Below are 25,996 nucleotides of genomic sequence, written 5' to 3' on the forward strand. Positions count from 1 at the left end.
TCATGCGGTTCCGTCTCGCACTCCCCGCCGCCGCGGTCGCCGTCCTGTTCGCCGGGCCGGCGCTGGCCCGGCTCGTGGTCGCGTTCAGCCCGCCGGCGCAGCGCGCGGTCGCGGCCCAGGTCGTCGTCGTCGGCACGGTCACGTCGATCGACAAGGCGCCGGTCGAGGTGTCGCCCGGCCGGGGGGCACCGGGGAAGGTGCCGTACAAGCTGGCGGTCGTGAAGGTGGACGAGGCGCTGGCCGGCGCCACCGGGCTGACTCACCTCAAGGTCGGGTTCGTGTCGGTGGGGGCGCCGGCGCCCCAGCCGGGCCGGCCGATCCTCCCGCGCCGCGGTGGCGTCGAGTTGAAGGAGGGCGACCAGTACGTGCTATTCCTGACCCGGCACCACGAGGGGAACTTCTACGTCATGCCCTTCAGCAGCCCGCCGCTGGACCCCAAGTCGGAGAACGGCAAGACGGAACTGGCCGAGGTGAAGAGGTCGCTGGCGGTGGTCGCCGAGCCGACGAAGGCGCTCACGGCGGCGAAGGCCGAGGACCGGGCGTTCGCGGCGACGATGCTGGTGGCGAAGTACCGGGCGTACCCGGAGGGCGGCGGCGAGCCGAAGGAGGAGCCGGTGGCGGCCGACGAGAGCCGGCTGATCCTGAAGGGGCTAGCCGAGGGCGACTGGAAGCTCGGCAACCGGTTCAACTCGCCGAGCCCGTTCACGGCGTTCAACCAACTCGGGCTGACGCCGCAAGACGGGTGGGTGCAGCCGCAGGTGCGGCCGCAACCGGGGCAGCCGGTGGACTTCGCGGCGGTGACGAAGGAGGCGTTCGTGAAGTGGCTCGCCGGCCCCGGCAAGGACTATCGCGTCAAGCGGCTGGTCGCGGGGAAGTAGTTCGGCCGCCGCTCGCGGCGTAGCATCCCATCGCTACGCCGCGAGCGGCGTCACTTCCCCACCTTCACGCCGCGTTTGGTCAACGCCTCCTCCAGCTTCGCCCGGTCCGTCCGCGCCGTGTCGATCAGCGCCGTGATACGGCCGTCCTTGAAGCTAGCTGTCGCCTGCTCGACGCCATCGACCGCGGCGACGATCTCGTAGGCGGCCAGGCAGCACGCCTTGCAGTCGAGCCCGGCCGCTGGGATGACCACCCGTTGCAGCTTCTCCCGTGGCACCGTCCGCCGCGGCTTCAGCCCGAACGTGTGGCCGCTGGCCTGCCGTACGCGGTCGTTCACCAGTTCCGCGACGCGCTCCGCCTTCTGGCCGGGGAACAGCTTCGCCGGCGCGAACTCGATCGTCACCTCGGCGTCGTCGAAGTCCACCTTGGTGAGCTTGAACTCGGGCAGCTCCGCGAACGCGGCGCGGAGGTCGGCCTCGCGCTCTTTCGAGAACAGGCCGACGACGCGGTACGTGTACGGCCCCGCCGGCAGCGGCGGGGTTTGCGCGGCGACGACACCGGCGGCGAACAGGATCACGCAAAGAGCGGTTCGCATACGTGCGGGCCTCAGCGGGCGCGGAACAGCTTCGACTCCACCAGCTCGTTCAGCAGCGTCCGCACGCCGCCGCCCTGGCGGGTCGTCGCGGCCACGAGCGCCGCCACGTCCGCCCGGTCGCCGAACGACGTGCCGCGGCCCGTGCCGTACACAGCGAACTGCCGCGCCAGGTTCGCCAGCAGCACGTCGCGGTCCGCGGCCAGCAGCGCCTGGAACTCGCCGACCCCCTTGAAGCCCCGGCCGTCCGGAAGGACGCTGCTCGGATCGACCTTCGGGCCGAGCTTGAAGCCGATGCCGATGAACGGGTCGATGGTGCCGCGCGGGGCCGGGTCGCCGGCGCCGAGCGACCGGTAGCGCGACCGCTGCCCGCCGATCACGTCGAACTCCTCGAGTGCGAACCCGGGCGGGTCGATGCGGGCGTGGCAGCCGGCGCACGCCGCGTTCGCCCGATGCTTCTCCAACTGCTCGCGGATCGTTACCGCGCCGCGCACGTCCGGCTCGACCGCCGGCACGTTCAGCGGCGGCGGTTCGGGCGGGCGACCCAACAGGCGGTCGAGCACGAACGCCCCGCGCGGCACCGGCGACGTCGTGGTGCCGTTTGCCGTGACCTTCAGCACCGCGGCCTGCGTCAGGAACGGGCCGCGCGGGCTATCCGCTGGTAGGGCCACGCGCCGCACCCCCGACCCGCTGACGCCCGGGATGCCGTAATGGACCGCGAGCCGCTCGTTGAGCATGGCGAAGTCGGAGCGCACGAGGTAGTCGGCCGGCAGGTCCTTCGCCAGCAACTCGCGGAAGTACGCCACCGACTCCAACATCATCGAGTCTTGCAGGTACTTGCTGAACTCCGGGTACAACTTGCGGTCGGGGTCGTTGGCGGCGATCAGCCGCAGCTTCAGCCACTGGCCGAGGAAGTCATCGGCGAAGCGCTGCGCCTTCGGGTCGGTGAGCATCCGCGCGGCTTCGGCCTTCACCGCGCCGGGCTTGCGCAACTCGCCGGCCTTCGCCTTCGCGGTCAGGGCGTCGTCGGGAAGCGAATTCCACAGGAAGTACGAGAGCCGGTTGGCGAGCGCGAAGTCGTCCAGTTCCCCGGCCGGCTCGACGTGGTAGAGGAAGTCCGGCGAGCAGAGCGCGGCGCGATACGCCCAACGCATTGCCACCTCGAACGAGTCGTTCGCCTTGAGCCGGTCGGCGACGCGGTCCACGTAGCTCTTGCGGGTGTCGGCACTCACCAGCCGGCGGAACGCCCGTGGCAGGAAGTCGGCGAGCAGCTTGTCGGCGTCCACGAGCGGTTGCGTCGAACTGACGGTCCACAGCCCTTCGACGGGGTCGGCCTTGTTCTTCCCCATGACCAGCTGCTGCCGGTCTGGCTGCCGCGACGGCGGACGCACGCTGCTCTTGGCGTCGAATCGCGTGATCGGCAGGTCTCCGAACAGTCGCTTGTAGCCGAGCGGCGGCCAACTGTCGTGAATCGGGCCTTCCACGTCGAGGAAATCGCAGGCGATGCCGGGGCCGGTGAAACCCATTGCCCGCAACGGCCCGCGGGTGTGGGCGTGTGCCAGCGAAGCGGCGTTGAACCCGACCGTTTCGCGCGGGTTCAGCCACGTCGGCACTTCGTGAAGCTGCTCCTTCAGCGAGGGGGCGTCGTAGTAGCCGAGGACGGTGCTCGGGTGTCCGCCGCCGCGGCCGTCGCCGACCAACTGCACGATCGACAGCCGCGCCGCCTCCGTGCCACGGGCGGGGAGCACCTTCCCCTTGTCCCAGCCGAACGCCCACAGGCTCGTGGTGAGGCGGTAGCGGCCCGGGTAGACGGCGACGAACTCGTTGAAGTACGGGTGAAACGACTCGTCTTCGGGGCGGAACAGGCCGACGCTGGCCCCGTTGCGGAACGAGCCCATGCGCTCGTGCGCCCCCTGGTCGATGTGCTCGTGCGCGCCGGCCGGCGGGAAGTCCGGGTCGGGCTGCTTGTTCTTCAGCAGCACCCCGTCGCCGTGCAGGAGGACGTGCGCGACGAACCCATGTGGGTTGGCCAGGGAGACGCGCTGCTTCACGACCGCCGGCGGCCGCGGCCGGGTGGCGACGGCCGTGTCGAGAGCGCGGTCGGCAGCTTCGAGGTAGCGGGCGAGGGTGACGTGCGACACGTCGAGGGCGTCGGCGTTGCGGTCGAACCCGTGGGCCTGGCCGTCCGGCGGCAGGTCGGCTTGCAGGAGGATGCCGGGGAGGTCGAGCAGGTCGCGGACGGTGTTCTCGTACTCGGCGCGGGTGAGGCGGCGCAGCCGGGTGCGGCCGTCTTTCGCGGCGCCGGACTTTTCGGCAGCGATGAGGTCGTCGTGGACGGCGGCGACGGCCGCGGCCAGGTCCGCGGCAGGCGGGCGGGGGCGTGTTTTCGGCGGCATCTCGCCGGCGGCCATGCGGTCGTGGACCTTGACCCAGCCGGCGGCGTCGAGCGGGGCGGTGAGGTCGAGGCCGCCCTTCTTCGTGGCGGCGTCGTGGCACGAGACGCAGTGCGCGTCGAGGAACGCGGCCGGCGGGGCAGCGCGCGCCGCGGCCGGTAGGGCGAGCAGCGCGAGGACGGCGAGCCGGTTCATGCGATGTTTCACGGGGGCGAGTGTGTTGTCGGTCGGGCTTGTCCTTACCCCATCGTCTCCAACCCGCGCATCGTCCCCTGCCCCGACGAGAACTCCCGCGCCTCCACCCCCAGCCGCTGCAGCATCGACACGTACAGGTTCGCCAGCGGGTAGTTGTTCTGCTTGTCGAACGCCAGGTGCTTCCCGTGCCGGAAGCCGCCGCCGGCCAGCAGCACCGGCAGGTTCGTGTTCGAGTGGCTGTTCGCGCTCCCCATGCACGTGCCGTACAGCACCATCGTCCGCCCCAGCAGCGTGTCGCCCTGCTCGGCCGCGCCCGCCAGCGACGACAGGAATCCGCCGAGGGCGTCGAACTGCGCCTCCTCCTTCGCCCGCAGTTCGGCCAGCACGTCCGGCCGGTTGCCGTGGTGCGTGATGTTGTGGATCACCGTGGTGTCGATGAACACGCTCACCAGCCGCGACGAGTCCGTCTCCAGCGCCAGCTTCACCACGTCGAACATGATCGCCGTCTGCCGGGCGAACTCCTTCGCGTCGGTCACGTCCACCGGCGGCGTCGCCGACACCACCGGCTTCGGCCGGTGCTCCCAGTCCTCCGCACTCGCCAGCCGCCGCTCCAGCTCGCGGACCGACGTGAGGTACTGGTCGAGCCGCTGCCGGTCGGCCGGGCCGAGCGTGCCGTTCAGCCGCCGGGCCTGGTCGCCCACGAAATCCAGCGTGCTGCGGCCCTGCCGAATCTCCTCGACGCGGGCGGCCACCTCGCCCGGCTTCCCCTGCACGAACAGCTTCTCGAACAGCCGTTTCGGGCTCTTCTCGATCGGGATGGGGGCGCCGCTTCGGGTGTAGCTGAGCGTCTGCCCCTCCTGGCCCACGCCGAGCACCAGCGACGGATAGCGGGTGCGGTTGCCGACCTGTTCGGCGGCGAACTGGTCGAGCGACACGCCGTTGCGGAACCCGCCGCGCTCCGGGTGCGGGGTGCCGGTGAGGAAGCACTTCTCGGCCGCGTGGCCGCCGGTCACGCCGGGGTGGCTGACGCCGCTGAACACGGTCAGCTGGTTCTTCACCGCGACGAGGCGTTGCAGGTACGGGGTGGGGACGTAGTCGGCGCCGTCCTTCTAGGGGAAGAAGAACTGCGGCAGGATGCCCATGTTCGTCTCGACGCAAACCATCCGCCGCGGCACCTCGCGGCGCTCCCGGGCGCGGGCCGGTTGCATGGCGTCGAGGTACGGCAGGGCGAGGGCGACGCCGGCGCCGCGGAGGAACGTGCGGCGAGACAGCGGCCGGGGGGTCGGGTGCATGGGGGGGTCGCGGGGAAAGCGGGGACCGGCGGGTGAATGTAGAGTCGCACGCGCACCGGGCCGCGTCAACCGATCTCCTCCAGCACCAGCGGCTGCGCGGCCGGCGGCGTGTCGCCGAGCGCGAGCGACTCCGTCAGCAGCGGCAGCGCGGCGGCGAGCGTGGCGGCGTCGCGGTAGTGGACCTCGAACACCGTATCGCCCGCCTTCACCTGTTCGCCCACGGCCGCCCGCACGATCACGCCGACGGCGTGGTCCACGGCGTCCTCCGCGCGGCGGCGGCCGGCGCCGAGCACCATCGTCGCCACGCCCACCTTCTCGGCGTCCATGGCCACGACGTACCCGCGGCGCGGCGCCCGCACCTGCGTCGTGTGCGGCGCCGTCGGCAGGCGCGAATAATCGTCGGTCACGCGCGGGTCGCCGCCCTGCTGCTCGATACACCGGCGGAAGACGTCCACGCCCGCGCCGGACGCCAGCGCCGCCCGCACCTTCGCCTCCGCGTCGGCGATGCCGGCCAACTCCACCATCCGGGCCGCGAGCAGCACCGACAGCTCTGTCAGGTCGGCGGGGCCGTTCCCCTTCAGCGTCTCTACCGACTCGGCCACCTCCAGCGAGTTGCCGACGTACCGGCCGAGTGGGGCGTCCATCGCCGTCAGCACCGCCCGCACCTTCAACCCGTTCGCCGTGCCCACCCGCACCAGCGACTCGGCCAGCACCTTCGCGTCCACGTGCGTCTTCATGAACGCCCCGCGGCCGGCCTTCACGTCCATCACCAGCCCGGAGATACCTTCTGCCAGCTTCTTGCTCAGGATCGACGCCGTGATGAGCGGCACGCTCTCGACCGTTCCGGTCACGTCGCGGAGTGCGTAGAGCTTCTTGTCGGCGGGTGCCACGTCCGCGGTCTGGCCGATCATGCCGAGGCCGACGGCCTTCAGCGCCGCGCGGAACTCGTCCTCGCGGAGGTTGACGCGGAAGCCGGGGATGCTTTCGAGCTTGTCGAGGGTGCCGCCGGTGTGGCCGAGCCCGCGGCCGGACATCATCGGCACCACCACGCCGCACGCCGCCGCGAGCGGGCCGAGAATCAGCGAGGTCTTGTCGCCGACGCCGCCGGTGCTGTGCTTGTCCACCTTCGGGCCGGGCAGGTCGGACAGGTCGTAGCGGCGGCCCGAGTTCGTCATCGCCGACGTGAGGTGGGCCGCCTCGGCGGGCGACATGCCGCGGAAGAACACGGCCATGAGCAGCGCCGACAGCTGGTAGTCGGACCAACCGTGGCCGCGGGTGGCGCCGGCGACGAAGCTGTCGATCTGGGCGGGGGTGAGTTCGCCGCCGTCGCGCTTGGCGCGGATGATGTCCACGGCCCGCATGGGGGTCACCTCGGCGGCAGGATGGCGGCGCGCAGCTCGCGCTCGAACGCGGCCCAGTCGGGGGCGTCGGCGAACGCCTCGACGCGGCTGTCGCGGCGGTAGGCGGTCGGCGTCACGGTCGGGGCCGACGTGCGGGCGCGGTTGACGGCGTACCACTCGTACGGGGTGCGGAACACACCCTTGGCGCGGACCAGGCCCGGCGCCGCGAGCAGCGCGACGACGCGGTCGCGGTCGAAGACGACGTCGGGCGGGAAGGTCCACCCGCGGGCGTGCGGCACGCCCGAGCCGGCCCCGTCAGGGGTCGGAGCCGTCCGCGCCGCTTGAGGCTCCGACCCCTGACGGGGCCGGCTCGGTGGGGCGCGGTCCGCTTCCAGGTCGAGCCACGCCTCGTCGATCCGCCCGCGCTCCGTCGCCGCGACCAGCAGCTTCGGCGGGTCCAAGTCGTTCGCCCACGCCTGGAACTCGGCCACCAGCGCAGGCCCGGCCGCGTCGAGCTTGTTCAGCACCAGAACGTCCGCCAGTTCCACCTGCTCGCGGAAGATGGGGTTGGCCCGCATCGCCGGCTGCGCGAAGTCGGCGGGGTCGATCAGCCCCAGCGTCGCGCGCACGTCGAGCCGACCGCGGTAGCTCGCGCGCAGGGTGTCGATCAGCCGCGCGGGGTGGCCGAGACCGGTCGTCTCGATCAGCAAGCGGTCGGGCTTCGCGTCGATCAGCAGGAAGTGGAGCGCGACGCCGAGGTACGGGGCCGACGCACAGCAGACGCAGCCGCCGCCGACCTCGCGCACCGTCACGCCGGCGGGGGCGGCGCCGTCGATGAGTGCGCCGTCGACGCCGACCTCGCCGTACTCGTTGACGAGCACCGCCCACCGCGACCCGGCCGCCTTGCGGGCGAGCAGGTCGAGCACCGCGGTCGTCTTCCCGACCCCGAGGAACCCGGTGATCAGGTTGGTCGGAACGGTCATGGGGGTGGATCGGAAGGAGGATTAACCACAGAGGCACAGAGGGCACAGAGAGGAAGACAGAAGGTCGAGAGAAGTCAGAAGATTGATTGATTTCAAACTCTGCCCCGCCTCGGTCTTCTGTCTTCCCTCTGTGCCCTCTGTGCCTCTGTGGTTAATTCACGCCGGCACCCGACACTACTCCTCGCCCTTCTTGTCGCGCTCGTCGAGCTTGGCCTTCTGGGCGTCCGTCTCCTCGTACTTGAACTCCGTGCGGAGCATCGCCATCACCGAGTCGCGGGCGCGGATCACGGCGTCGCGGGCGTGGCCGGCCAGCACCAGCTCGCGGACCGGGCCGCGGCCCATCGGCGAGTACAGGTGCGCCCGGAACTCCTCTACCCCGCGCTCCTGCCGGCCGGTCAGCACGAACACGTAGTAGGTGTCCTTCGCCGCGTCCGGGATCACCAGCACCGTCTTCACCGGGTCCAGCCGGTGGTCGACCAGCTGCTTGGCCATGTCGGCCGTCGGGAACGGCAGGTCCGGGATGCCGGCCAGGCTGAACATCCGGGCCATGCCGTTCACGTCGTTCAGAATCTGGATCGGCGAGACGTTGTCGAGCTTGAACAGCTTCACCGCCTGCTTGGCCTTCGGGTCGGCGAACTTGCCCTGCAGCTCGCCCTGCAGGTCGGCCAGCAGGAGCGCGAACTGCGCCGGGGCGTTGCCCGGCACGGCGCGGATGCGGGCGGCGTAGTCCTCGGCCACCTTCTTGGCGTCCTCGCGGCCCTTCGACCGCCGCCACGCCTCCACGACCCGCGGCTTCGCGGTCTGCAGCGGGATGCTCCGCGCCGCCTGGTCGTCGGTCCGCCAGGCCATGTACAGAGGGTCCTTCCCGGTCAGCATCCGCGGGTCGATCTGCTCGGGGTAGAACTCCGGCAGGTATAGCCCGCTGGCCGTCACCGGCACGCCGCGCTTCGGGTCGATGCTCGTGAAGAACCGCTGACCGAAGTTGACGTTCATCCCGCCGTGCGGGTCGAACCCGGGCGGCGCCTTCTGCGAGTCCCGCAGCGGGGCCAGCGCCGGCTCGTCGCGGACGGTCCAGGTGCTGACACCCTCGGGCGTGGCGCCAGTCTTCAGGCCGCGCTCCTTGATGAACTCGGCGACGTAGGCGCGGGCGGCGGCGCCCTTGTCCGCCGGCCGGCCGTTGTTGCCGAGCTTCACCAGCTCCGTCTGCAACTTCCGCAGATCGGTCACCGCCAGCTCGCGGGCCTTGCGGTCGGTCAGGTCGGTCAGCAACTCGGCCCGCAGCGCCTCGACCGGCGGCGGCGGCGGCAGCGTCTGCCGGTACGCGGCCTCGGTGACGACGACGCGGCCCAGCAGCCCCGGGCCGGGGACGCCGGCGAGGAACAGGAGGCCGCCGGAGATGCCGCGGTCGCGCGACTCGTGGGCGACGGCTTGCGCGTGGAACGCCGCCGGCTGGACGATGGAATTTCCGCCGATGGCCGTGGTGCCCAGGCCGGTGATCATCGCGGCCAGTTCCGGGCCGGCGGCGTAGTAGGGGAGCTTCTTGAGGTTGTTCTCGTGCGTCCGCTCGGCCCGGTTGGTCCACATCGTGTAGCTGCTGTCGAGCAGGTACACCGGGCTGACGCGGTCGGCCTCCGTCCACTTGAAGGACAGCGACTGCTTGTGCGCCGTCACCTTCCCCTGGTACAGCGACTGCACCAGCGGCTCGGTCAGCGACATCGGGGCGGTCGCGGCCGCGGCCCACCCCGCGGGGCCGACGCCCGGCGTCGGCACGGTCAGGGTGGCGACGCCGCCCTTGGCGAACAGCTCGGTGCGGGAGATCCAGTCGGCCGCGGCCTTCTTGTAGTACGGCTCGTCGCCGCTGGCCGCGACCCACTCGATCTTGACCTTCCGCGGCTCCTTGAACCCGAACTCCTCCTTGGAGGGGTCGGGCTCGTAGTCCTTCCGGTCGTTGAACAGCCGCTGCACGTCGCCGTCCGACGGCTCGCCGGTGACCTGCGAGGCGAAGCTGGACGCGGGGACGGCGAGCGCCCGGTACTCGGTCGGGCTGGCCTTGTCCTTGTAGTAGCTGAACAGGTCGAACGGGGTGGTGAAGATCGGGGCCGCGGTGGCGGTCCGCTCGCTGCTCTCGGACACCGGCCCGAGCAGCGCCGTTTGGGCGGCGCGGACCTTGAACTCGGCCGCCAGCGCCCGCCAGATCGCGTTCGGGGTGAAGCGGCCGGCGTACTCCCGGGTCATGTACTCGCGGACGGCGATGTCGTTGCGGAACTGCTCGAAGAACTCGCGGCGGACGAGCTTCTTCACGTCGTCGTCGGTGAACTCGATCCCCATCGCGGTCGCCTTCCGCTCCCACAACATGAAGTCGATGGCGTCGCGCACGGTCCTGTTCGGGGCGTTCAGGAAGTAGGTGCCGCCGGCCTGCTCGGAGAAGGCCTTGTGCCGCTCCACCGTCAGCCACGCGTCGATGACGGCGACGAGGCTCTTGTCCGCCTGGCGGGCGTTCGGGGCGTTGGCCATCATCCCCGACAGCATCTGGAACATGCCCATGGCCTGCGGGTCCTTCCCCTCGAGGACGGCGCGGGCGGGGTTGGCGAGCGTGGGGGTGGCGTCGAGGAGCTTCTCCTGCGCGTCGCGGCGGAGGGATCCCGACACGTCGGTGGCCGCCAGCAGCATGTAGCGGTTGGCCATGACGCGGTTTAGCCGCAGTTCGCGGACGTCGCGGTCGTTGACGCGGTCGCCGTCGATGGTGCAGAGGCGGTCGCCGCCGCCGCCGAACTGGCGGGGGAACCAGTCGAAGAAGTCGGCCCCGCCGCCGAGGCCGCTGGAGAGCACGAAGGTGAACATGATGAACACGGTCACCACCGCGAAGATCGCCCGCTGGTTCCGGCGGAAAACGTTAAACGGGCTGAAAGCCATTGCCAGTCCTCGACTTGCGGCGACCGGTACCACGTCCCAACCCCGCCGGGGGGGTTGACACCCGGCGAGATGCTGTACTAGTGGTGATGGGCGTTTCCCGCCCCCGGCTTCCCGATTGTAGTGATTCTGACGCCGCGGGTGGAGGGGAAGCGTCGGGCCAAGCCCACCCGCTGCAGCGGGTGGGCTTTCGTGCCGGAACCACCCTCCCCCGACGCCCATCTAACTTCACCCCCCGTTGCCGGGGTGACTAGAATCGGGTTCATTCGACGCCCTAGCTCTGTTTGGAGTGACCGCTGGTGCCAACGCCACGGAAGAAGTCGGCGACCACCCCCAAAGCCCCTTCTAAGAGGAAGGCTGCGCCGAAGGCCAAGCCGACGGCGGTCGTGCAGGACGCCCCGCGCCGCCCGTGGGCCGTGGTGCCGGGCGACGGCCCGCCGCCCGGCGGCCGCACGTTCGACCTGGTGATCGTGGAGTCGCCGGCGAAGGCGAAGACGATCAACAAGTACCTCGGCGGCGCGTACAAGGTGCTGGCCAGCTACGGCCACGTCCGCGACCTGTCGAGCCGCAAGCAGAAGGGCGAAGAAGTCGCCGGCATCCGCATCGCCGACGGGTGGAAACTCCGCTACGCCGTGGACGAGAAGCAGGACGACGGCGACCGCCGCCGCCGCACGTCCGGCGACATCCTCTCCGAGCTGGGGCGCGAGGCGTCGAAGGCGAACCGGGTGCTGCTGGCGAGCGACCCCGACCGCGAGGGGGAGGCCATCGCCCGCGACATCGCCGACGAGCTGAGCCTCGACCCGAAGCGGACGTTCCGCATCCGCTTCAACGAGATCACGAAGAACGCCATCCAGCAGGCGATGGCGCAGCCGGACCAGATCAACACCGCCCGCGTCGAGGCCCAGGAGGCGCGCCGGGCGATGGACCGCGTCGTCGGCTTCCCGCTGTCGAACCTCCTCGGCAAGAAGGTGGCCGGCGGGCTGAGCGCGGGCCGCGTGCAGTCGGTCGCGGTGAAGCTGATCGTGGACCGCGAGCGCGAGATCGAGGCGTTCAAGACGGACGAGTTCTGGAAGGTCACGGCGCTGCTCGCGCCGCAGGGGAGCGGCATCGCCTGGAGCGCGGACGCGAAGCTGTCCAAAATCTTCGCCAAGAAGAAGCCGGGCGACGAGAAGGCCAAGGCGGCCCCGAGCGACGAGCCCGAGGAACCGGTCGAGGACACCGAGGACGCGGAGCCCGAGACGGACGGCGAGACGGCACAGGCTGCGGGCGCTGACGCCCCCGGCGCGCCGGCCCGTAGCGGGGGCGGGCTGCCGAAGCCGCCCGCCGGCGCCTTCATGGCCGAACTCGTGCGCTGGAGCGGCGCCGACCCGAAGCTCGGCAACGAGAGCGCGGCCGACGCCGTGGTCGCGGCGCTGCAGAACGTGCCGTTCGTGGTGTCGCGCGTCGAGCAGAAGGACCGCCAGGACCGGCCGCACGCGCCGTTCACCACCAGCACCCTCCAGCAGCAGGCGTTCCTGCGGCTGCGGATGAGCACGAGCCGCACCATGAGCGCCGCCCAGGCGCTGTACCAGGGCGTCGAGCTGTCCGGCCTCGGGCAGACGGCGCTCATCACGTACATGCGAACCGACAGCACGCGCATCTCGCCCGACGCGCTGAACACGGTCCGCACGTTCATCCACGACAGCCCGAACCTCGGGCCGAGCTACCTGCCGGCGAAGCCGAACGTGTACGCCAGCGGCAAGAGCGCCCAGGAGGCCCACGAGGCGATCCGCCCGACCGACGTGACCGTCACCCCGAAGCGGGCACAAGACCTCGGTCTCGCCGGCGACCAGTACCGCCTCTACGAGCTGATCTGGCGCCGGTTCGTGGCCTGCCAGTGCGCCCCCGCGGTCGTCGGCGTCACCACTTACGACATCACCGCCGGCCAGGGGCTGTTCCGCGCCCGCGGCCAGGTCGTGAAGTTCGCCGGCTACCGCAAGGTGCTGTCGCCGGTGAGCAAGACCGACGACAGCGAGCTGCCGCTGGTGAAGGAGCGCGACCCGCTCGACCGCCTCGACCTGTTCGAGACCCAGCACTTCACCCAGCCGCCGCCGCGGTACAACCAGGCGTCGCTGGTGAAGGCGCTGGAGAAGGAGGGGATCGGCCGCCCGAGCACTTACAACACGATCATTTCGACCATCCAGAAGCGCGGCTACGTGGTCGAGGAGAAGGGGCGGTTTAGCGCCACGCCGATCGCCAAGGTCGTGACAGACCTGCTGGTGCAGTCGTTCCCGCGGGTGATGGACCTGAAGTTCACGAGCCACTTCGAGGAGGAGCTGGACGAGATCGAGACTGGCAAGTGCCAGTACCGGGAGGTGCTGGACGAGTTCTGGGGCCCGTTCTCGGAGGCGCTAACGGCCGCGGGGAACGACCTGGCGCCGGTCCGCGAGATCATCCAGGGCGAGGTGTGCCCGAAGTGCGGCGGGAACCTGGAGCGCCGCTACACGGCGAAGACCGGCACCTACTTCATCGGCTGCGTGAACTGGAAGGACAAGGAGAACCCCTGCCGGTACAAGCGGGACGCGGAGGGGAAGGAGATCCTCGGCCCCGAGGTGACGGACATCCCGTGCCCGGCGTGCGGCAAGTTCATGGTGCGGAAGGAGGGCCGGTTCGGCGTCTTCTTCACCTGCGAGGGCGCCCCCGACTGCCCGACGACGATGAACCTCCGCCCCGACGGCAGCCGCGTCGTGACGGCGCTGCCGACGCAGGTGACCTGCCCGAAGTGCGAGAAGCACAAGCTGCTGCTGAAGGAGAGCAAGGCGGGGAAGAAGTACGTGCAGTGCCCCGACACGAAGTGCAAGTTCATCTCCGACTCGGACGACCAGGGCAACCCGGTGGTGCCGCCGGACACGGGGATCGCGTGCGAGAAGTGCGGCAGCCCGATGGTGGTGAAGGTGGCGTGGCGCGGCCCGTTCCTGTCGTGCAGCGGCTACCCGAAGTGCCGCAACGCCAAGTCGATCAACGCCGAGCTGCGCGAGCAGTTGAAGGCGAAGGGGATCGAGCTGCCGGCGGCGCCGCCGAAGTCGGAGAAGGGCGCCGGCCCGGCGGTACCGCAGGTGGCGATCACCGAGCAGTGCCCGCAGTGCGACGGCCCGATGATGCTGAAGCCGTCGCGGTTCGGCGGCGGCTACTTCCTGAGCTGCAAGAAGTACCCCAAGTGCAAGGGTACTTCGAAGATGACACCCGAGTTGCAGGAGCGCATCAACGCGGCGGCGAAGGACGCGGGAGCGGCGGCGGGGTGACAGCCGGGCCGGGCGTCCGCGTCGGTGTTCACCCGCCGCGGGCCTCGACCTGCGCCTCCTGTACCTTCTGGCGGCGGACCTTGCGAACCAACACTCGCACGCCGTCGGCGTCCACCACTTCACCGCCGCGGACCACACCCCCGAGGCGGGCCAACACCCATTCGCTGAGGTGCCGCGGCGGCTCGCCGCCGGGTCCGGGCGGCAGGTCGATCCCCGTCGTCGCCTTCAGCCGGTCCGGCGTCACCCCGCCGCCGACGACCCACCCGGCCCCCGCCTTCGCCAGAGAGCCCGGCAGGCGGTCGAACTCGTCCTCGATGTCGCCGACCAGTTCCTCGATGATGTCCTCCAGCGTCACCATGCCGACCACCGCTCCCGCCGCGTCCCGCACGAGCGCGATGTGCGTCGACTCGCGAGTGAGTCGGGCAAGCACGTCGGACACCAGCATGTCCGCCGGGACCGACGGGATCGACCGGACGACACCGCGGAGCGTGGGATCGTTCGGCGCCAGCCGGGCGTGGGCCACGATGTCCTTGAAGTTGACGTAGCCGACAATCTGGTTCGGGTCGCCGGGCGCCTCGGTCACCGGGAAGCGGGTGTGCATGTCGAGGTGGGCGGCGACCAGGGCGTCGGCGATGCCGGCGGTCGCGTCGAGCGTGCTAATTGCCGCGGCGGGGAGCATCACGTCGCGGATCGGCCGGTGCGACAGGGCGGCCGCGCCGAGGATGATCCGCTCCTCCTGCACGCCGATCAGCCGCGACGTGCGGGCCAGGGCCACGCTCGCCCGCAGTTCCTGCAACTCCGCAGCCTCGGACTTCGACGCCGGCCCGCCCGGCGCCTTCAGCCGTCGCTCGACCAGGCTCATCAGGCCGGTCGTCGCGTTCTCCAGCACCCACACGACCGGCCACACCCCGGTCACGAACAGCTTCATCGGCGGCGACAGGCGTAGGCAGACCAGTTCCTTGTTCCGCAGCGCGAACACCTTCGGGATGAGCTCCCCGAAGATGATGGTGACGACGGTGAGCGGGGCGACGACCAGGGCGATCGACATCACCTCGGCCGTGCCCGATGAGATGCCGAGCGACCCCTCCAGGGTGGGGGCGAGTTGTTCCTCGGCCCCGGCCCCGCCGACGGCCGCCGCGATCGCGCCGACGAGCGTGATCCCGAGTTGCACCCCTGCGAGGCTCCCCTCCAGGTTCTCCTTCATGTAGCGGGCCGCGGTCGCCCCCGCCCGCTTCGCCGCCTCCAGGGAGTGCAGGCGGGCGTTCGAGATGGACGCCAGCGCGATCTCGAACGCCGCGAACACGCTGTTGAAGGCGATCATCCCGGCCATCACCAGCAGTTCGACACCCCACACGCCACACCCCCCGATTGGTAACCCAGGCAGCCTACGCCGCCCGGCGGAGCCGTACAACAGCGACACCTACCCCGGAGCCCCGCCCATGCAGCTGCGCGGCATCATCCCGCCGGTCGTCACGCCGATGACCGCCGACCAGGAACTCGACCTCCCCGGCCTCCGCGCCGGCATCGACTACCAGCTCTCCCACGGCGTCCACGGCATCTTCGTCCTCGGCACCACCGGCGAGTTCTACGCCCTCGACGAGCGCGAGAAGCAGACCGTCGTCGCCGCCGCGGTCGCGCACTGCGGCGGCACGTCGCCGGTGTTCGTCGGCACCGGGGCCGAGACCACCCGCGAGGTGGTGCGACTCACCAAGATGGCCGAACAGGAAGGGGCGAGCGGCGTGTCCGTCATCACTCCGTACTTCCTCAAGCCGACTCAGGCCGAACTCGTCGATCACTTCCGCCGCGTCGCCGAGAGCACAACGCTGCCGGTAGTGCTGTACAACAACCCGGCTACATGCGGCGGCGTCAGCATCGACCCGGACTCGTGCGCGAGGCTGGCCGCGGTGCCGAACATCGTCGGCATCAAGGACTCCTCTGGCGACCTGCAAAACACCATCGAGATCCTGCGGCAGACGCCGCGCGAGACGTTCGCGGTGCTGAACGGCCGCGACACGCTGATCTTCTCGGCACTGCAGATGGGGTGCGCGGGGGCCATCCCGGCGTCGTGCAACATCGCCCCGAGCCTGTGCGTGAGCCTGTACGAGGCGTTCGTCCGCGGCGATTTGCCGGCGGCGAAGGAGTATCAGTCCCGCCTCCACGGCGTGCGGATGGCGATGACGCTCGGCACCGGCAACGGCGCGGTGAAGGAGGCGATGGCGCTGCTGGGCCGCCCCGCCGGCCCGAACCGCTGGCCGATCGCGCCGCTGTCCGACGAAAAGCGCCAGAAGCTCCGCGCCATCCTCACCGCGGCGGGGCTGATGGACTGACCGCCGGCCAGTTATACTGGAAGCAACACCTGGAGCCGCCGCATGACCGCCCTGTTCGCCGACGTGGCCGTGTGGCCGGTCTACGTCGTTCTCGGCGGCATGGTCGTGGCCGGCGTGTTCGGCGCGGCCGGCATCGCGTGGCTCGGCTACTGGCTGGTCCGCCGCTCCCGAACGACATTCACCCGCGTTGAGGAGGACGGCCCGTGAAGATCGCCTCCCTCGCGCTGCTGGTCGTCACTCTCACTGCGGCCGCGGCCCGGGCGGACGTCCGCCTGCCGCCCCCGCCGCCTCCGCCGCCGCCATCCACTACTTCGATGGAGACGGTCGTGATCGGGTCGGCCCTCGGGCTGGCCGTCATGGGCCTAGGGCTGTGGCTGGCCCGCCGAAACCGGAAGGTCGCCGCCGCATGAGCGCCGCCGCGCCGCTCACGGCTCCGCCCGTACCTGCGATGCGGGTGCCGGGGCTGTCGTTCGCCGTCGCGTTCGTGGCGCTCGTCGTCGGCGCGGGGGTGCTCGCGGGGGCGGTGCCGGTCGCGTTCTCGATCGCCACCGTGTTCCTGTTCGCCGGGCCGCACAACTGGCTCGAAGCCCGCTACGTCCTCGGCCGGCTCCCCGCCCGCGTCGGCAAGCTGTGGCCGTTCTTCCTTCTGTCCGCCGTCGGGATGGTCGGCCTCACCGCCGGGTTCGCCGCGCTGCCGTGGCTGTTCGACGTGTTCGACACCGCCGCGGGCCAGGGCGCCGTGCTGGCGACGTGGAACACCGCGTTCGTGTTCTGGGTCGCGGCGCTGACGGGGATGCGCTCGCGCACCAACCCCCGCTTCGACGGCGGCTGGGTGTGGCCGGTCGCGTTCCTGCTCACCGCCGGGGTGTGGCTCAACCCGGTGGCGCTGAACGTCGTGATGGTCTACCTCCACCCGCTGATGGCGCTGCTCCTCCTCGACCGCGAACTCGGCCGCTCACGGAAGGCGTGGCGGCCGGCGTACCGCGTCGCGCTGCTGGCTGTGCCGCTGGGGCTGGCGCTGCTGTACGGCCGGCTCCACGACACCCCGGACCTGCCCGGCACCGACGCGCTCACGGCCGCGATCACGAACCACGCCGGCGCCGGCTACCTGGAGAACGTGTCCACGCACTTCCTCGTCGCGGCGCACACGTTTCTCGAAATGGTGCATTACGGCGCGTGGGTGGTACTCATCCCACTCGTCGGCCTGCGGGCGTGGCCGTGGCAGCTCGGCGCCATCCCCGCCGCCCGCCGCAGCCCGGCGTGGGGCCGCGGCGTGGCGGCGTTCTTCGCCTGCGGCCTGCTCGTCGTGCTGACGCTGTGGGCGTGCTTCCTACTCGACTATCCGACCACCCGCAGCGTGTACTTCACCGTCGCGCTGCTGCACGTCCTCGCCGAAATCCCGTTCCTCCTCCGAATGGTCTGACTCACCATGCGCCGGCTGCTGCTCCCCTTCGCCGTCCTCGTCGCGGCCGTGTCGCTGGCCCCCGCCCAGCCGCCGGCCGCGCCCCTCACGCGCATCGCCTTCGGCAGCTGCGGCGACCAGGACCAGCCGCTCCCCATCCTCGACAGCATCGTCGCCGCGAAGCCCGAGCTGTTCCTGTTCCTCGGCGACAACATCTATGCCGACATCGACGAGAAGACGAACAAGCTCATCCCCGCGGCGAAGATCACGGCCGAGCGGATCGCCGCGAAGTACGACATCCTCCGCGGCCTCCCGGGCTTCCAGAAGCTGAAGGCGACGTGCCCGTTCATGGCCACCTGGGACGACCACGACCTCGGCGCCAACGACGCCGGCGGCGACTTCGCCCTCAAGGACGCCTCGCAGAAGCTGTTCCTCGACTTCTTCGGCGCCGCCGCCAACGACCCGCGCCGCACGCAGAAAGGCGTCTACACCGCCGCCGTGTTCGGCCCGCCGGGCAAGCGCGTGCAGGTCATCATGCTCGACACGCGTTACCACCGCACGAAGCTCACCCGCGCCAAGTCGCCGCTCCCCGGCGAGAAGGTGCCGCCCTACGCCCCCAACGCCGACCCCGGCGCCACCGTCCTCGGTGAAGCCCAGTGGGCGTGGCTCGAAGCGCAGCTGAAGCAGCCCGCGGAGGTGCGGCTCATCGGCTCCAGCATCCAGCTCGTCGCCGACGAGCACCGCTTCGAGAAGTGGAGCAACTTCCCCAAGGAACGCGAGCGCTTCTACGAGCTGGTGCGCAAGACGAACGCCACCGGCGTCGTGGTCCTCAGCGGCGACCGGCACCTCGGCGAAATCTCACTCGACAGCAGCACCGCCGGCTACCCGCTGTACGACGTGACGAGCAGCGGCCTGAACCAGGGGGCGAAGGCGTGGCGTGAGCCGGAGCCGAACAAGCACCGCGTCGCGGCGATGCCCTACGGCGACAACTTCGGCATGGTCCTCATCGACTGGTCGACCGACAACCCGCGGCTGACGCTGCAACTGCGCGACGAGGACGGCGACGTGATGAGCGCCGTGAAGGTGCGGCTCTCGACGCTGAAGCCGACGGGCGTGGCGGCGGGTCCGCGGCCGAAACTGCCGGACGGCGTGCTGACCCCGGCCGAGGCGGCGGCAAAGGTCGGCCAGAAGGTGACGGTGCAGTTCCCGGTGGCGTCCACGGGCGGGCAGACGAACCTGTACCTGAACTCGGCCCGCGACTTCCGGGCGAAGGACAACTTCGCGGTTGCGTTGACGGCGGCCGCGAAGGCCGGCCCGTGGGCCGACGCCACCGGGGCGACGTTCCTGAACAAGACGATCCGCGCCAGCGGCACCGTGCAGGTGGTCAGCGGCAGCGCCCGCATCGAGGTCACGGCACCGGCGCAACTCGTGCTGGTGGAGTGATACCCGAGCGCCCCGCGCCGCGCGCGACGGCCCGTTCGCCGACGCCTCTACACCCGCTTCAGTCCGCCGTCTCCTCGACGACGCCGTGGCGCTGGAGGTAGCGCGCCGCCAGCCAGCACCCCACCGCCCACGCCAACCCCGCCGACCAGCCGGCCAGCACGTCCGTCGGGTAGTGGACGCCCAGGTACACCCGGCTCGCCCCCACCAGCCCTGCCAGCACCGCCGCCACAGCCACGAAATACAGCTTCGCCCAGCCCGACCTCACCAGGCGCGCCAACAGCGACCCCAGCGTCAGGTACGTCACCGCGGCCAGCATCGAGTGACCGCTCGGGAAGCTCGACGTGAGCGAGTACGACAGGTGCGGCACCAGCTGCGGCCTCGGGCGGGAGAAGAACTCTTTCAGCACCAGGCTCACCACCGCGCCGCCGGCCGTCGCCGCGAACACCAGCAGCGCCGCCGGGTAGTGCCGGCCCGCCACGAGGTAGCCGAGCACCGACGCCACCAGCAGCGTCAGAACGGCGTACCCGCCGAGGGCGGTCAGGTCGCGGGCGCCCTCCTCGACCCACGCCGGCCCGACCGGGTCGGCCGGGTCGACCGGCTCGCGCAGGGCCAGCATCAGCCGCTCGTCGAACGGCAGAGTGTCCCCCGCGGCCACGTTGTGGGCCACGGCCAGGAAGACCCACACCCCCGCCGCGGCCAGTACGACCGCCGCCAGGACGTAGGCGTCGGCCCGCCGCACCCATGCCCACAGTGCACGCGCCATAACCACCCCACGAGAGCATGTACGTGGAATCCCACGGGGCCGCGGGCGTTACTGAGGCAGGAGCCCCGACCCGCACCCGTCGTCCTCAGAATCTTCTCAGACGCCGTTCACTACCGCCTCACGGGTCGGGTGTTAGAGATAGGGTGCCGTAGCGTCTTCGGAAGGGTGCCCCGCCGCGGGGATGACCGACATGCACAGTAACGACTTCGCCCAGCCCGACTTCACCGTGCTCGTCACCGTCTTTGCTGCCGGTCTCGGGATGCTCCTCGGCGGCGCCGCCAACCTCGTCTTCGGCCGGTTCGGCATCACGGCTCGCGTCGCCGCGGCGGCCGGGACGTGTGTCGTCACCGGGGTCGGGGCATGGGTCGTCGCCGGGACGGACAGCTCCGGGTGGCTGGCGGCCGGCGCCGCAGCTACCGGCATGGTGATCGCGGGCGTCGGACCGACCCTCGCCTTCGTCATCGCCCGACGGCCGGGCACCCGCTGGGGGGCGCTCGCCGGCACCGGGTTCCTCGTCGCGGTCGGGTCGGTGGCGTGCTTCGAGTACCACTACGAGGCCGCCGCCGACCGGGCACTGGAAAGTTTGTCGGCGCTAACGGAGAAGCCGGCGACGCGCCCGATCGCCACGCGCGTGGCGACCGACCGCGGCACCGTCGTTCAGGTGCTGGAGGCGACCGACCCGCGTGCCCGGGCCGAGATGGCCGCCATCGAGGACCGCTTCCTGGACAGCGACTCGGTCCGCAACCGGGTGATCCGCCGGCAACCGGCCGACGACCGGTCGAACTGCCACGGCTGGGTCTTCACCGGCGGCCGGTACTGGGTCAGCGGGGTCGAGGTGGATCAGATTCTCGACGACAACGGTTACGCCCAGGTAACCGTGCCGCAGCCGGGCGACCTGGTCGTGTACCGCACGGCGGGCGTGGTCACGCACACCGGCGTGGTCCGCTACGTCACCTCCGGAATGCCGGTGCTGGTGGAGGGGAAGTGGGGCACCACCGGCGTCTACCTTCACGAGGTCGGCGCGTCGGTGTACGGGGCCGAGTTCGACTACTACCGGGCCGACCGCGCCACCCACGTCCTCGCCGGCCTGGACACGACCCCGGCCACCGCCGGCGGGCAGTAAGGCGTCCGGCAGGTGAAACGCTACCTACCCCTCGGCTTCCGGGGGCGGATGGTGATGTCGTACTTGGGTAGCGTCTTCGACCGCTCCAGCCGGGCTTCGACCGGCCGCATCTCGGCCTTCGTCAGCGTCACACCGCTGGGGTACCCGCCCGACAGGGTGTCCACCGCCGGCGCCTCCCCCTGCCAGGTCATTCGCCGGGCGTACCCGAGGATGACCGCCAGGCTCGTCAGCAGCCCGCCCCGCCACTTCCGCTCCAGCGCCGACCAGCACCGCTCGACCGGGTTGTACTTGCTGTGGTACGGCGGGTAGTAGACGAGCCGGACGACCAGCCCGGAGGCGTCGGCGAACGCCACCATCCGCTTGAGGAACTGGGTCCGGGAGCCCGAGCAGTTCGGCCCGTTGTCGAGGTACACGACCAGCCGGCGGACGTGCCCGAGCCCGCCCTTCACCCGGTCCCACCACCGCCCCAGCCCGTCCGCCCACAGGTCGCTCGTCTCCCGCGGGCCGAAGAACAAGGACAGCGCCCCGGTCGCGACCATCAGGATGCCCAGCGGGGTCCACTTCCGGGCCGGCGGCGGGTCGTGGTCCAACCCCTTGGCGGACGACCCGTCACCGGCCGTCCGGGTTTTTCCCCCCGCGGACGTATGCACCCTCGGCCACCTTCGCCTTGGTATCGACCGAGATTTCCAGACTCCCCGGGTCGGCCGCGGCCGCCGCCCGGGCGGCCACGACGTTGGCGAAGATGAGGTCGGTGTCGGCCGTCTTCTTCAGCGGCCGCCCCTTCCGCACCCGGGCCAGCCGGTACCCCATCCGGTTGAGGATGTCCCGCATCGTCCGCTCGGCCGGCAGGTCGGCGTCCGCGTACCCGCTGGCGCGGAGCCGGGCGAGGACCTCCCGGGCGGCCAGGTCGGTGTACCGGCGGTCGGTCTTGAGTTCCGGGTCGGCGTGGGTCCGGGGCTCGACCAGGTCCCGGATGTCGGCGGCGAGGGACGTGTCGGCGTCCTCCGTCCGCACCCGCCCCCGGGCCGGGAAGTTGTCGACGCACCGGATGCCGGACGCCAGCTCGTGAAGGCCGGTGCGCACGGCGTCCCGGCCCCACCCGAACCGCCGCTCGGCCCGGCGGGCGCTGCCGCCGCACAGGGCGACGGCGACCTCGGCCTGGAACAGCCGCTTGGGGTGCCCGGTCAGGCGGTCGGCGGCCCGTTGCAGGAGGCGGTCGGTCGGGTCGGTGGAGTCGTCCATGACTCGGGGCTCGGGGGGAATGGCGGGTGGCCGCTATCATCCCCAACCCGACTCGCCGGCGGAAGCTGAACCGATGGGTAGGATTCGACTCGCCGGACGCCTAACCAGTTCACGCCAGGTAGCGCCGCAGCGCCGAGGCGCTGCCCGTGAGCGCGTCCCGGGCGTCCGTCAGGAAGGCCTCCACGTCGAACTTGTCGGCCGGTTTGATCCGCGGGCGGATCAGCTCGAGCGCCGCCGACACCGTCCCCGCCAGCACCGCCGTCTCGGCCCGCGTCAGGTGACCGTCGCCGCAGATGCGCCGCACCCCGACGCCGCGGCAGAGGACGCGCACGTCGATCCGCCGCTGCTCTCTCCGGAACGTGACACGCGGGCAGCTTGCCGCCAGCCGGTAGATTTCCGTCTCGAAGCGCGACGTGCCAGCCGGCTTGCCCCGCGACGGGTAGACGAGTTCGACGCACACGTCCTTCACCGCCGAGCCGTAGTTACTGAGGCGGGCGTTGACGTGGTCGTTGACCAGCATGGTGGTGGCGTGCTGCCCGTGCATCAGCTTCGCGGCGTTGACGATGCAGAAGTCCATGACGGCCACCCCGCCGGTGACGTAGAATACCCGAGCCCCCGCTCCCGGAGCCGCCGGATGCTTTCCCGTGCCGCGCTGGCCCTCGCCGCCGCCGTCGCGCTCGCCGCCGTCCCGGCGGCCGCGCGGCCCGACCCCGCGGTGAAGGTAACCCGCGCCGTCACCTACGCCACTGCCGGCGGGGAGACGTTACAGTTAGACGTCGCCACGCCGGCGACCGTCGGGCCACACCCGGCGGTCGTGCTATTCCACGGCGGGGCGTGGCGGTTCGGCACGCGGGCGCAGCTCAGCTGGGTCATCGAGGCGCTCGCCGCCAAGGGGTACGTCGCGGCGTCGGCCAGTTACCGGCTGGCGCCGAAGCACCTGCTGCCCGACCAACTCCACGACGTGCGGTCGGCCGTGCGGTTCGTCCGCGCCAACGCCAAGACGTACGGCGCGGACCCCGACAAGTTCGCCGTCGGCGGCTTCTCCGCCGGCGCCCACCTGGCGATGCTGGCGGCCTTCGACCCGCCGGCGGGTCAGCCGCTGGGCGCGAGGTGCGTCGTCGATTTCTTCGGCCCCACGGACCTGACGCTGTACTCGAAAGACCCCGACCTCGAAGACGCCTTCATGGTGCCCTTCTTGGGGAAGGCGTGCAAGACCGACCCGGAGGTGTACAGGCGGGCGTCGCCGGTCGCCTTCGCCGCGAAGGGCGTGCCGCCGGTGCTGCTCGTCCACGGGACGGCCGACCTGATCGTGCCGATCGTCCACTCCGAGAAATTGCACGAGAAGTTGGTCGCGGCGGGGGCCGAGGCGGAGTTGGTGCGGGTGCCGGGGAACGGGCACGGCCCGTGGCGGGCGGAGCAGGCGGCCGCCGGGATGACGGCGACAGTGCGCTTCCTCGACCGGCACCTGAAGGGGATGCGATGAGGGGCGGTTATGCCGCCGCTTGCGGCGTGGCACCGCGGTGCCACGCCGCAAGCGGTCGGGCTACTTCCTGGTTCCCCGCCTTCACCCTGTTGTGGGTTCTGACGCTGCCCCTGGTCGGCCACGGCTGCCACGGCGACGACGTGGACCACGAACCCTCGGCCGCGCCACCCGCCCACGTTCACGACACGGACGCGAAAACTTCTCGCGAACCCTCTTGCACCCGGGGCGGCTAGCGCCAACAATACCCGTGTCACCTGCGGCCCCACGGACGCACCGGCCCTTCGGCCGGTGTTCGCGTATCCGGGCCGCGGCGGACGGCGACCACTCCGGAGGTCGGCCGCGGCCCTTCGGGCACTGCGGCCGGTCTCGCGCTCTGACCACCCGGTCGGTGCGGCCCCTCCGGCCCGCCGCGCCGGGTGTTTGTGTTTCTGCCACCAGAGAGGACGCCGACATGACCACCAAGAAGGACCCCGGCAAGGCCGTCCTCGAACTCGTCGAGAAGATGCACGAGGAGAAGAAGATCGCCCGCGAGACGATCTTCGTCGGCATCGAACAGGCCATCAAGCTGGCCGCCGAGCGCCACTTCCAGGTGGAAGAGGGCGTGCTCGTCAGCATCGACCAGGCCACCGGGCACATCACCGCCCGGTACGGCGAGCAGGAACTCGACCCCGAGACGCTCGGCCGCATCGCGGCCCAGTCCGCCAAGCAGGTGATGATCCAGAAGATCCGCGAGGCCGAGAGCGACACCGTCTACAACGAGTTCACCGGCAAGAAGGGCGAACTCCTCATCGGCACCGTCACCCGCGTGGACGCCGGCACCGCCATCGTCTCGCTCGGCAAGAGCGAGGCGCTGCTGCCCCGCAGCGAGCAGATCCCCGGCGAGACGCACCACGTCGGCGAGCGCGTCAAGGCCGTGATCCTCGAAGTGCGGCGGCAGGGGCACCGGGTCAAGATCGTGCTCAGCCGCTGCCACCCGGACTTCGTCCGCACGCTGTTCGAGGAAGAAATCCCCGAGATCGACGAGCGGATCATCGACATCCGCGCCGTGGCCCGCGAGGCGGGGTACCGCTCGAAGGTGGCCGTCACCAGCATCGACCTGAAGGTGGACGCCGTGGGCGCGTGCGTCGGCGTGCGCGGCAGCCGCATCAAGAACGTGATCGAGGAGCTGAACGGCGAGCGCATCGACATCGTGCGGTGGAACGACTCGCTTCAAGTGCTCATCCCGAACGCGCTGCAGCCGGCGCAGATTTCGGAAGTATTCACCTACCAGCGGCTCGGCCGGGCGATCGTGCTGGTGACGGACGACCAGCTGTCGCTGGCGATCGGCCGGCGCGGGCAGAACGTCCGGCTGGCGTCGAAGCTGGTGGGCTGGGACATCGAGATCATGACGCACGACGAGCTGGCCGAGTCGCTGGAGCGGGCCGAGCGCTGGTTCGGGCAGCTACCGCACGCCAGCCCGGACCTGACGAACGCGATGATCGACCAGGGCTTCCTCAGTTACAACGACCTGAGCATGATCGACGGCGCCGAGTTGGCCGAAATCTCGGGCCTGCCGGAGGAGCAGGCTGACGAGATCGTGATGTACGCGGAGGAGTACACGGACGTCATGGAGCGGTCGGTCGAGGAAGAGCGGCGCGCGGCCGAAGAGCAGGCGCAGTTGGAGGCGCGCGAGGCGGCCGAGGCGCAGCGGCTCGCCGACGAGCAGGCCGAGGCGGAAGCGGCCGCAGCCGAAGCCGCGGCCGCGGAAGCCGCCGCCGCGGCGGCCCCGGCCGAGGGCGAGGCGCCGCCAGAGGGCGCCGAGGCGGGCGAGACGGCGGAGGTGCCGGCCGAGGGCGAGGCTACGACCGAGGTCGCGGAGGCGCCGGCCGAGGCGAGCGAAGAAGCCCCGGCGGAGGAGCCGACCACTGAGGAGCCGGCGAAGGAAGCGGAACCACAGCCGACGGCCTGAGGTCTGTCGGGCCGTGAGCGACGAGTCGGCGTGACCCGTCGCTCACTTCGCCGGCGGCTCGGTTCGGTCGCGGTCGGCCCAGGGCGGCCGGCCGACCCGGCTCAGGAGCAAGCCGACCAGCCCGAGCGCGGTTACGACCGCCCCGAGGAACACACGCCGCCCGGGGGTCAGTTCGAAGAAGCCGACGGACCCGTCGCGCGGCGGACGGTCCGGCCGCGTTGTCGGGACGACCGGCCATCCGCGTCCGGTCCCGCCGCACCGCCGACACGCCTCCTCGATCACCCCTCCGCCGGCCAGGAAGACGGTCGCCCGCCCCGTACCGCCGCACACTGCGCATCGCTCTGGCATGATCCCCCCGGCCGCAGGTGCGGCCTGCGGTCGCCCGGCCGTCACCGCTTCGGCG

Annotated in this window: 22 protein-coding genes and 1 pseudogene; 10 read left to right on the forward strand and 13 right to left on the reverse strand. The window is 71.1% G+C overall.

Annotated elements, in window-relative coordinates; genetic code table 11:
• Positions 1-2 precede the first annotated feature (2 nt).
• The gene (locus ETAA1_RS23295) at positions 3-878 is read left to right on the forward strand and encodes a hypothetical protein (RefSeq protein ID WP_145242779.1); all 876 of its coding nucleotides are present in this window, start codon (positions 3-5) and stop codon (positions 876-878) included.
• A 50-nt stretch (positions 879-928) separates the two neighbouring features.
• Here the strand turns inward: ETAA1_RS23295 and ETAA1_RS23300 are convergent, their stop codons facing one another.
• The 7 genes and pseudogenes from ETAA1_RS23300 to ETAA1_RS23325 all read right to left on the reverse strand — a co-directional run bounded on the left by ETAA1_RS23300 (position 929) and on the right by ETAA1_RS23325 (position 10,584).
• Positions 929-1,471, reverse strand: coding sequence for a hypothetical protein (locus ETAA1_RS23300; RefSeq protein WP_145242781.1), 543 nt, complete (start codon positions 1,469-1,471; stop codon positions 929-931).
• Positions 1,472-1,482: 11 nt separating this feature from the next.
• Positions 1,483-4,056 (reverse strand): DUF1592 domain-containing protein, encoded by a 2,574-nt coding sequence (locus tag ETAA1_RS23305; protein ID WP_145242783.1) that lies wholly within the window; start codon positions 4,054-4,056, stop codon positions 1,483-1,485.
• A gap of 44 nt (positions 4,057-4,100) precedes the next feature.
• Positions 4,101-5,150: pseudogene (locus ETAA1_RS23310) on the reverse strand (DUF1552 domain-containing protein); the annotation flags it as partial.
• Between the two features lie 15 nt (positions 5,151-5,165).
• Positions 5,166-5,348, reverse strand: a complete 183-nt coding sequence (locus ETAA1_RS33055; protein ID WP_238389290.1) for a hypothetical protein — start codon at positions 5,346-5,348, stop codon at positions 5,166-5,168.
• 65 nt (positions 5,349-5,413) lie between these two features.
• Positions 5,414-6,709 (reverse strand): thymidine phosphorylase, encoded by a 1,296-nt coding sequence (locus ETAA1_RS23315; RefSeq protein ID WP_145242785.1) that lies wholly within the window; start codon positions 6,707-6,709, stop codon positions 5,414-5,416.
• A gap of 5 nt (positions 6,710-6,714) precedes the next feature.
• Positions 6,715-7,671, reverse strand: a complete 957-nt coding sequence (locus ETAA1_RS23320) for a CobW family GTP-binding protein (protein ID WP_145242787.1) — start codon at positions 7,669-7,671, stop codon at positions 6,715-6,717.
• Positions 7,672-7,845: 174 nt separating this feature from the next.
• The gene (locus ETAA1_RS23325; RefSeq protein WP_145242789.1) at positions 7,846-10,584 is read right to left on the reverse strand and encodes a hypothetical protein; all 2,739 of its coding nucleotides are present in this window, start codon (positions 10,582-10,584) and stop codon (positions 7,846-7,848) included.
• A gap of 296 nt (positions 10,585-10,880) precedes the next feature.
• Here ETAA1_RS23325 and topA point away from each other — a divergent pair, with 296 nt between their 5' ends.
• Positions 10,881-13,862, forward strand: a complete 2,982-nt coding sequence (gene topA, locus ETAA1_RS23330; protein ID WP_145242791.1) for a type I DNA topoisomerase — start codon at positions 10,881-10,883, stop codon at positions 13,860-13,862.
• A 28-nt stretch (positions 13,863-13,890) separates the two neighbouring features.
• Here topA and ETAA1_RS23335 read toward each other — a convergent pair whose 3' ends face one another.
• Positions 13,891-15,216: a hemolysin family protein gene (locus tag ETAA1_RS23335; protein ID WP_145242792.1), complete on the reverse strand. Its 1,326-nt coding sequence runs from the start codon at positions 15,214-15,216 to the stop codon at positions 13,891-13,893.
• An 85-nt stretch (positions 15,217-15,301) separates the two neighbouring features.
• Between ETAA1_RS23335 and dapA the strand changes: the two genes are divergently transcribed.
• From dapA to ETAA1_RS23355, 5 genes are read left to right on the forward strand one after another with little or no spacing between them, the layout of a single operon-like run.
• Positions 15,302-16,189 (forward strand): 4-hydroxy-tetrahydrodipicolinate synthase, encoded by an 888-nt coding sequence (gene dapA, locus ETAA1_RS23340; RefSeq protein WP_145242794.1) that lies wholly within the window; start codon positions 15,302-15,304, stop codon positions 16,187-16,189.
• Positions 16,190-16,231: 42 nt separating this feature from the next.
• Positions 16,232-16,396, forward strand: a complete 165-nt coding sequence (locus ETAA1_RS32325; RefSeq protein ID WP_202920358.1) for a hypothetical protein — start codon at positions 16,232-16,234, stop codon at positions 16,394-16,396.
• Entirely contained in the window at positions 16,393-16,599 is a 207-nt protein-coding gene (locus tag ETAA1_RS23345; protein ID WP_145242796.1) for an LPXTG cell wall anchor domain-containing protein, read from the forward strand. The genes ETAA1_RS32325 and ETAA1_RS23345 overlap by 4 nt, the downstream gene beginning before the upstream one ends.
• Entirely contained in the window at positions 16,596-17,612 is a 1,017-nt protein-coding gene (locus tag ETAA1_RS23350; protein ID WP_145242798.1) for a hypothetical protein, read from the forward strand. Before ETAA1_RS23345 ends, ETAA1_RS23350 begins: the two co-directional genes overlap by 4 nt.
• A gap of 6 nt (positions 17,613-17,618) precedes the next feature.
• Positions 17,619-19,034, forward strand: coding sequence for an alkaline phosphatase D family protein (locus ETAA1_RS23355; RefSeq protein ID WP_145242800.1), 1,416 nt, complete (start codon positions 17,619-17,621; stop codon positions 19,032-19,034).
• Between the two features lie 58 nt (positions 19,035-19,092).
• Here the strand turns inward: ETAA1_RS23355 and ETAA1_RS23360 are convergent, their stop codons facing one another.
• Positions 19,093-19,797 carry a phosphatase PAP2 family protein gene (locus ETAA1_RS23360; protein WP_145242802.1) on the reverse strand — a complete coding sequence of 235 codons (705 nt, stop codon included), beginning with the start codon at positions 19,795-19,797 and terminating at the stop codon, positions 19,093-19,095.
• A 190-nt stretch (positions 19,798-19,987) separates the two neighbouring features.
• On the opposite strand from ETAA1_RS23360, the gene ETAA1_RS23365 reads away from it, so the two are divergent.
• The gene (locus ETAA1_RS23365) at positions 19,988-20,920 is read left to right on the forward strand and encodes an MFS transporter (protein ID WP_145242804.1); all 933 of its coding nucleotides are present in this window, start codon (positions 19,988-19,990) and stop codon (positions 20,918-20,920) included.
• Between the two features lie 20 nt (positions 20,921-20,940).
• Here ETAA1_RS23365 and ETAA1_RS33520 read toward each other — a convergent pair whose 3' ends face one another.
• The 3 genes from ETAA1_RS33520 to ETAA1_RS23380 all read right to left on the reverse strand — a co-directional run bounded on the left by ETAA1_RS33520 (position 20,941) and on the right by ETAA1_RS23380 (position 22,739).
• Positions 20,941-21,570 carry an ISAzo13-like element transposase-related protein gene (locus ETAA1_RS33520; RefSeq protein WP_261341993.1) on the reverse strand — a complete coding sequence of 210 codons (630 nt, stop codon included), beginning with the start codon at positions 21,568-21,570 and terminating at the stop codon, positions 20,941-20,943.
• Positions 21,530-22,162 (reverse strand): ISAzo13-like element transposase-related protein, encoded by a 633-nt coding sequence (locus ETAA1_RS33525; protein WP_145242808.1) that lies wholly within the window; start codon positions 22,160-22,162, stop codon positions 21,530-21,532. Before ETAA1_RS33525 ends, ETAA1_RS33520 begins: the two co-directional genes overlap by 41 nt.
• Positions 22,163-22,271: 109 nt before the next feature.
• Entirely contained in the window at positions 22,272-22,739 is a 468-nt protein-coding gene (locus tag ETAA1_RS23380; protein WP_145242810.1) for a hypothetical protein, read from the reverse strand.
• Between the two features lie 57 nt (positions 22,740-22,796).
• Between ETAA1_RS23380 and ETAA1_RS23385 the strand changes: the two genes are divergently transcribed.
• Both ETAA1_RS23385 and nusA read left to right on the forward strand, forming a co-directional pair.
• Positions 22,797-23,645, forward strand: coding sequence for an alpha/beta hydrolase (locus ETAA1_RS23385; RefSeq protein WP_145242812.1), 849 nt, complete (start codon positions 22,797-22,799; stop codon positions 23,643-23,645).
• 451 nt (positions 23,646-24,096) lie between these two features.
• Complete coding sequence (nusA, locus tag ETAA1_RS23390; RefSeq protein WP_145242814.1) at positions 24,097-25,593, forward strand: transcription termination factor NusA; 1,497 nt, start codon at positions 24,097-24,099, stop codon at positions 25,591-25,593.
• A gap of 42 nt (positions 25,594-25,635) precedes the next feature.
• Here the strand turns inward: nusA and ETAA1_RS23395 are convergent, their stop codons facing one another.
• Complete coding sequence (locus ETAA1_RS23395) at positions 25,636-25,941, reverse strand: zinc finger-like domain-containing protein (protein ID WP_145242816.1); 306 nt, start codon at positions 25,939-25,941, stop codon at positions 25,636-25,638.
• Between the last annotated feature and the right edge of the window lie 55 nt (positions 25,942-25,996).

The sequence above is a fragment of the Urbifossiella limnaea genome, from assembly GCF_007747215.1.
GTDB classification, from domain to species: domain Bacteria; phylum Planctomycetota; class Planctomycetia; order Gemmatales; family Gemmataceae; genus Urbifossiella; species Urbifossiella limnaea.

What these genes read in the sequence shown, in the direction of transcription:
- ETAA1_RS23295 (WP_145242779.1), top strand. Translation starts at nt 3, where the DNA reads ATGCGGTTCCGTCTCGCACTCCCCGCCGCCGCGGTCGCCGTCCTGTTC.
- ETAA1_RS23300 (WP_145242781.1), bottom strand. Translation starts at nt 1,471, where the DNA reads ATGCGAACCGCTCTTTGCGTGATCCTGTTCGCCGCCGGTGTCGTCGCC.
- ETAA1_RS23305 (WP_145242783.1), bottom strand. Translation starts at nt 4,056, where the DNA reads ATGAACCGGCTCGCCGTCCTCGCGCTGCTCGCCCTACCGGCCGCGGCG.
- ETAA1_RS33055 (WP_238389290.1), bottom strand. Translation starts at nt 5,348, where the DNA reads ATGCACCCGACCCCCCGGCCGCTGTCTCGCCGCACGTTCCTCCGCGGC.
- ETAA1_RS23315 (WP_145242785.1), bottom strand. Translation starts at nt 6,709, where the DNA reads ATGCGGGCCGTGGACATCATCCGCGCCAAGCGCGACGGCGGCGAACTC.
- ETAA1_RS23320 (WP_145242787.1), bottom strand. Translation starts at nt 7,671, where the DNA reads ATGACCGTTCCGACCAACCTGATCACCGGGTTCCTCGGGGTCGGGAAG.
- ETAA1_RS23325 (WP_145242789.1), bottom strand. Translation starts at nt 10,584, where the DNA reads ATGGCTTTCAGCCCGTTTAACGTTTTCCGCCGGAACCAGCGGGCGATC.
- dapA (WP_145242794.1), top strand. Translation starts at nt 15,302, where the DNA reads ATGCAGCTGCGCGGCATCATCCCGCCGGTCGTCACGCCGATGACCGCC.
- ETAA1_RS32325 (WP_202920358.1), top strand. Translation starts at nt 16,232, where the DNA reads ATGACCGCCCTGTTCGCCGACGTGGCCGTGTGGCCGGTCTACGTCGTT.
- ETAA1_RS23350 (WP_145242798.1), top strand. Translation starts at nt 16,596, where the DNA reads ATGAGCGCCGCCGCGCCGCTCACGGCTCCGCCCGTACCTGCGATGCGG.
- ETAA1_RS23355 (WP_145242800.1), top strand. Translation starts at nt 17,619, where the DNA reads ATGCGCCGGCTGCTGCTCCCCTTCGCCGTCCTCGTCGCGGCCGTGTCG.
- ETAA1_RS23360 (WP_145242802.1), bottom strand. Translation starts at nt 19,797, where the DNA reads ATGGCGCGTGCACTGTGGGCATGGGTGCGGCGGGCCGACGCCTACGTC.
- ETAA1_RS23365 (WP_145242804.1), top strand. Translation starts at nt 19,988, where the DNA reads ATGCACAGTAACGACTTCGCCCAGCCCGACTTCACCGTGCTCGTCACC.
- ETAA1_RS33525 (WP_145242808.1), bottom strand. Translation starts at nt 22,162, where the DNA reads ATGGACGACTCCACCGACCCGACCGACCGCCTCCTGCAACGGGCCGCC.
- ETAA1_RS23380 (WP_145242810.1), bottom strand. Translation starts at nt 22,739, where the DNA reads ATGGACTTCTGCATCGTCAACGCCGCGAAGCTGATGCACGGGCAGCAC.
- ETAA1_RS23385 (WP_145242812.1), top strand. Translation starts at nt 22,797, where the DNA reads ATGCTTTCCCGTGCCGCGCTGGCCCTCGCCGCCGCCGTCGCGCTCGCC.
- nusA (WP_145242814.1), top strand. Translation starts at nt 24,097, where the DNA reads ATGACCACCAAGAAGGACCCCGGCAAGGCCGTCCTCGAACTCGTCGAG.
- ETAA1_RS23395 (WP_145242816.1), bottom strand. Translation starts at nt 25,941, where the DNA reads ATGCCAGAGCGATGCGCAGTGTGCGGCGGTACGGGGCGGGCGACCGTC.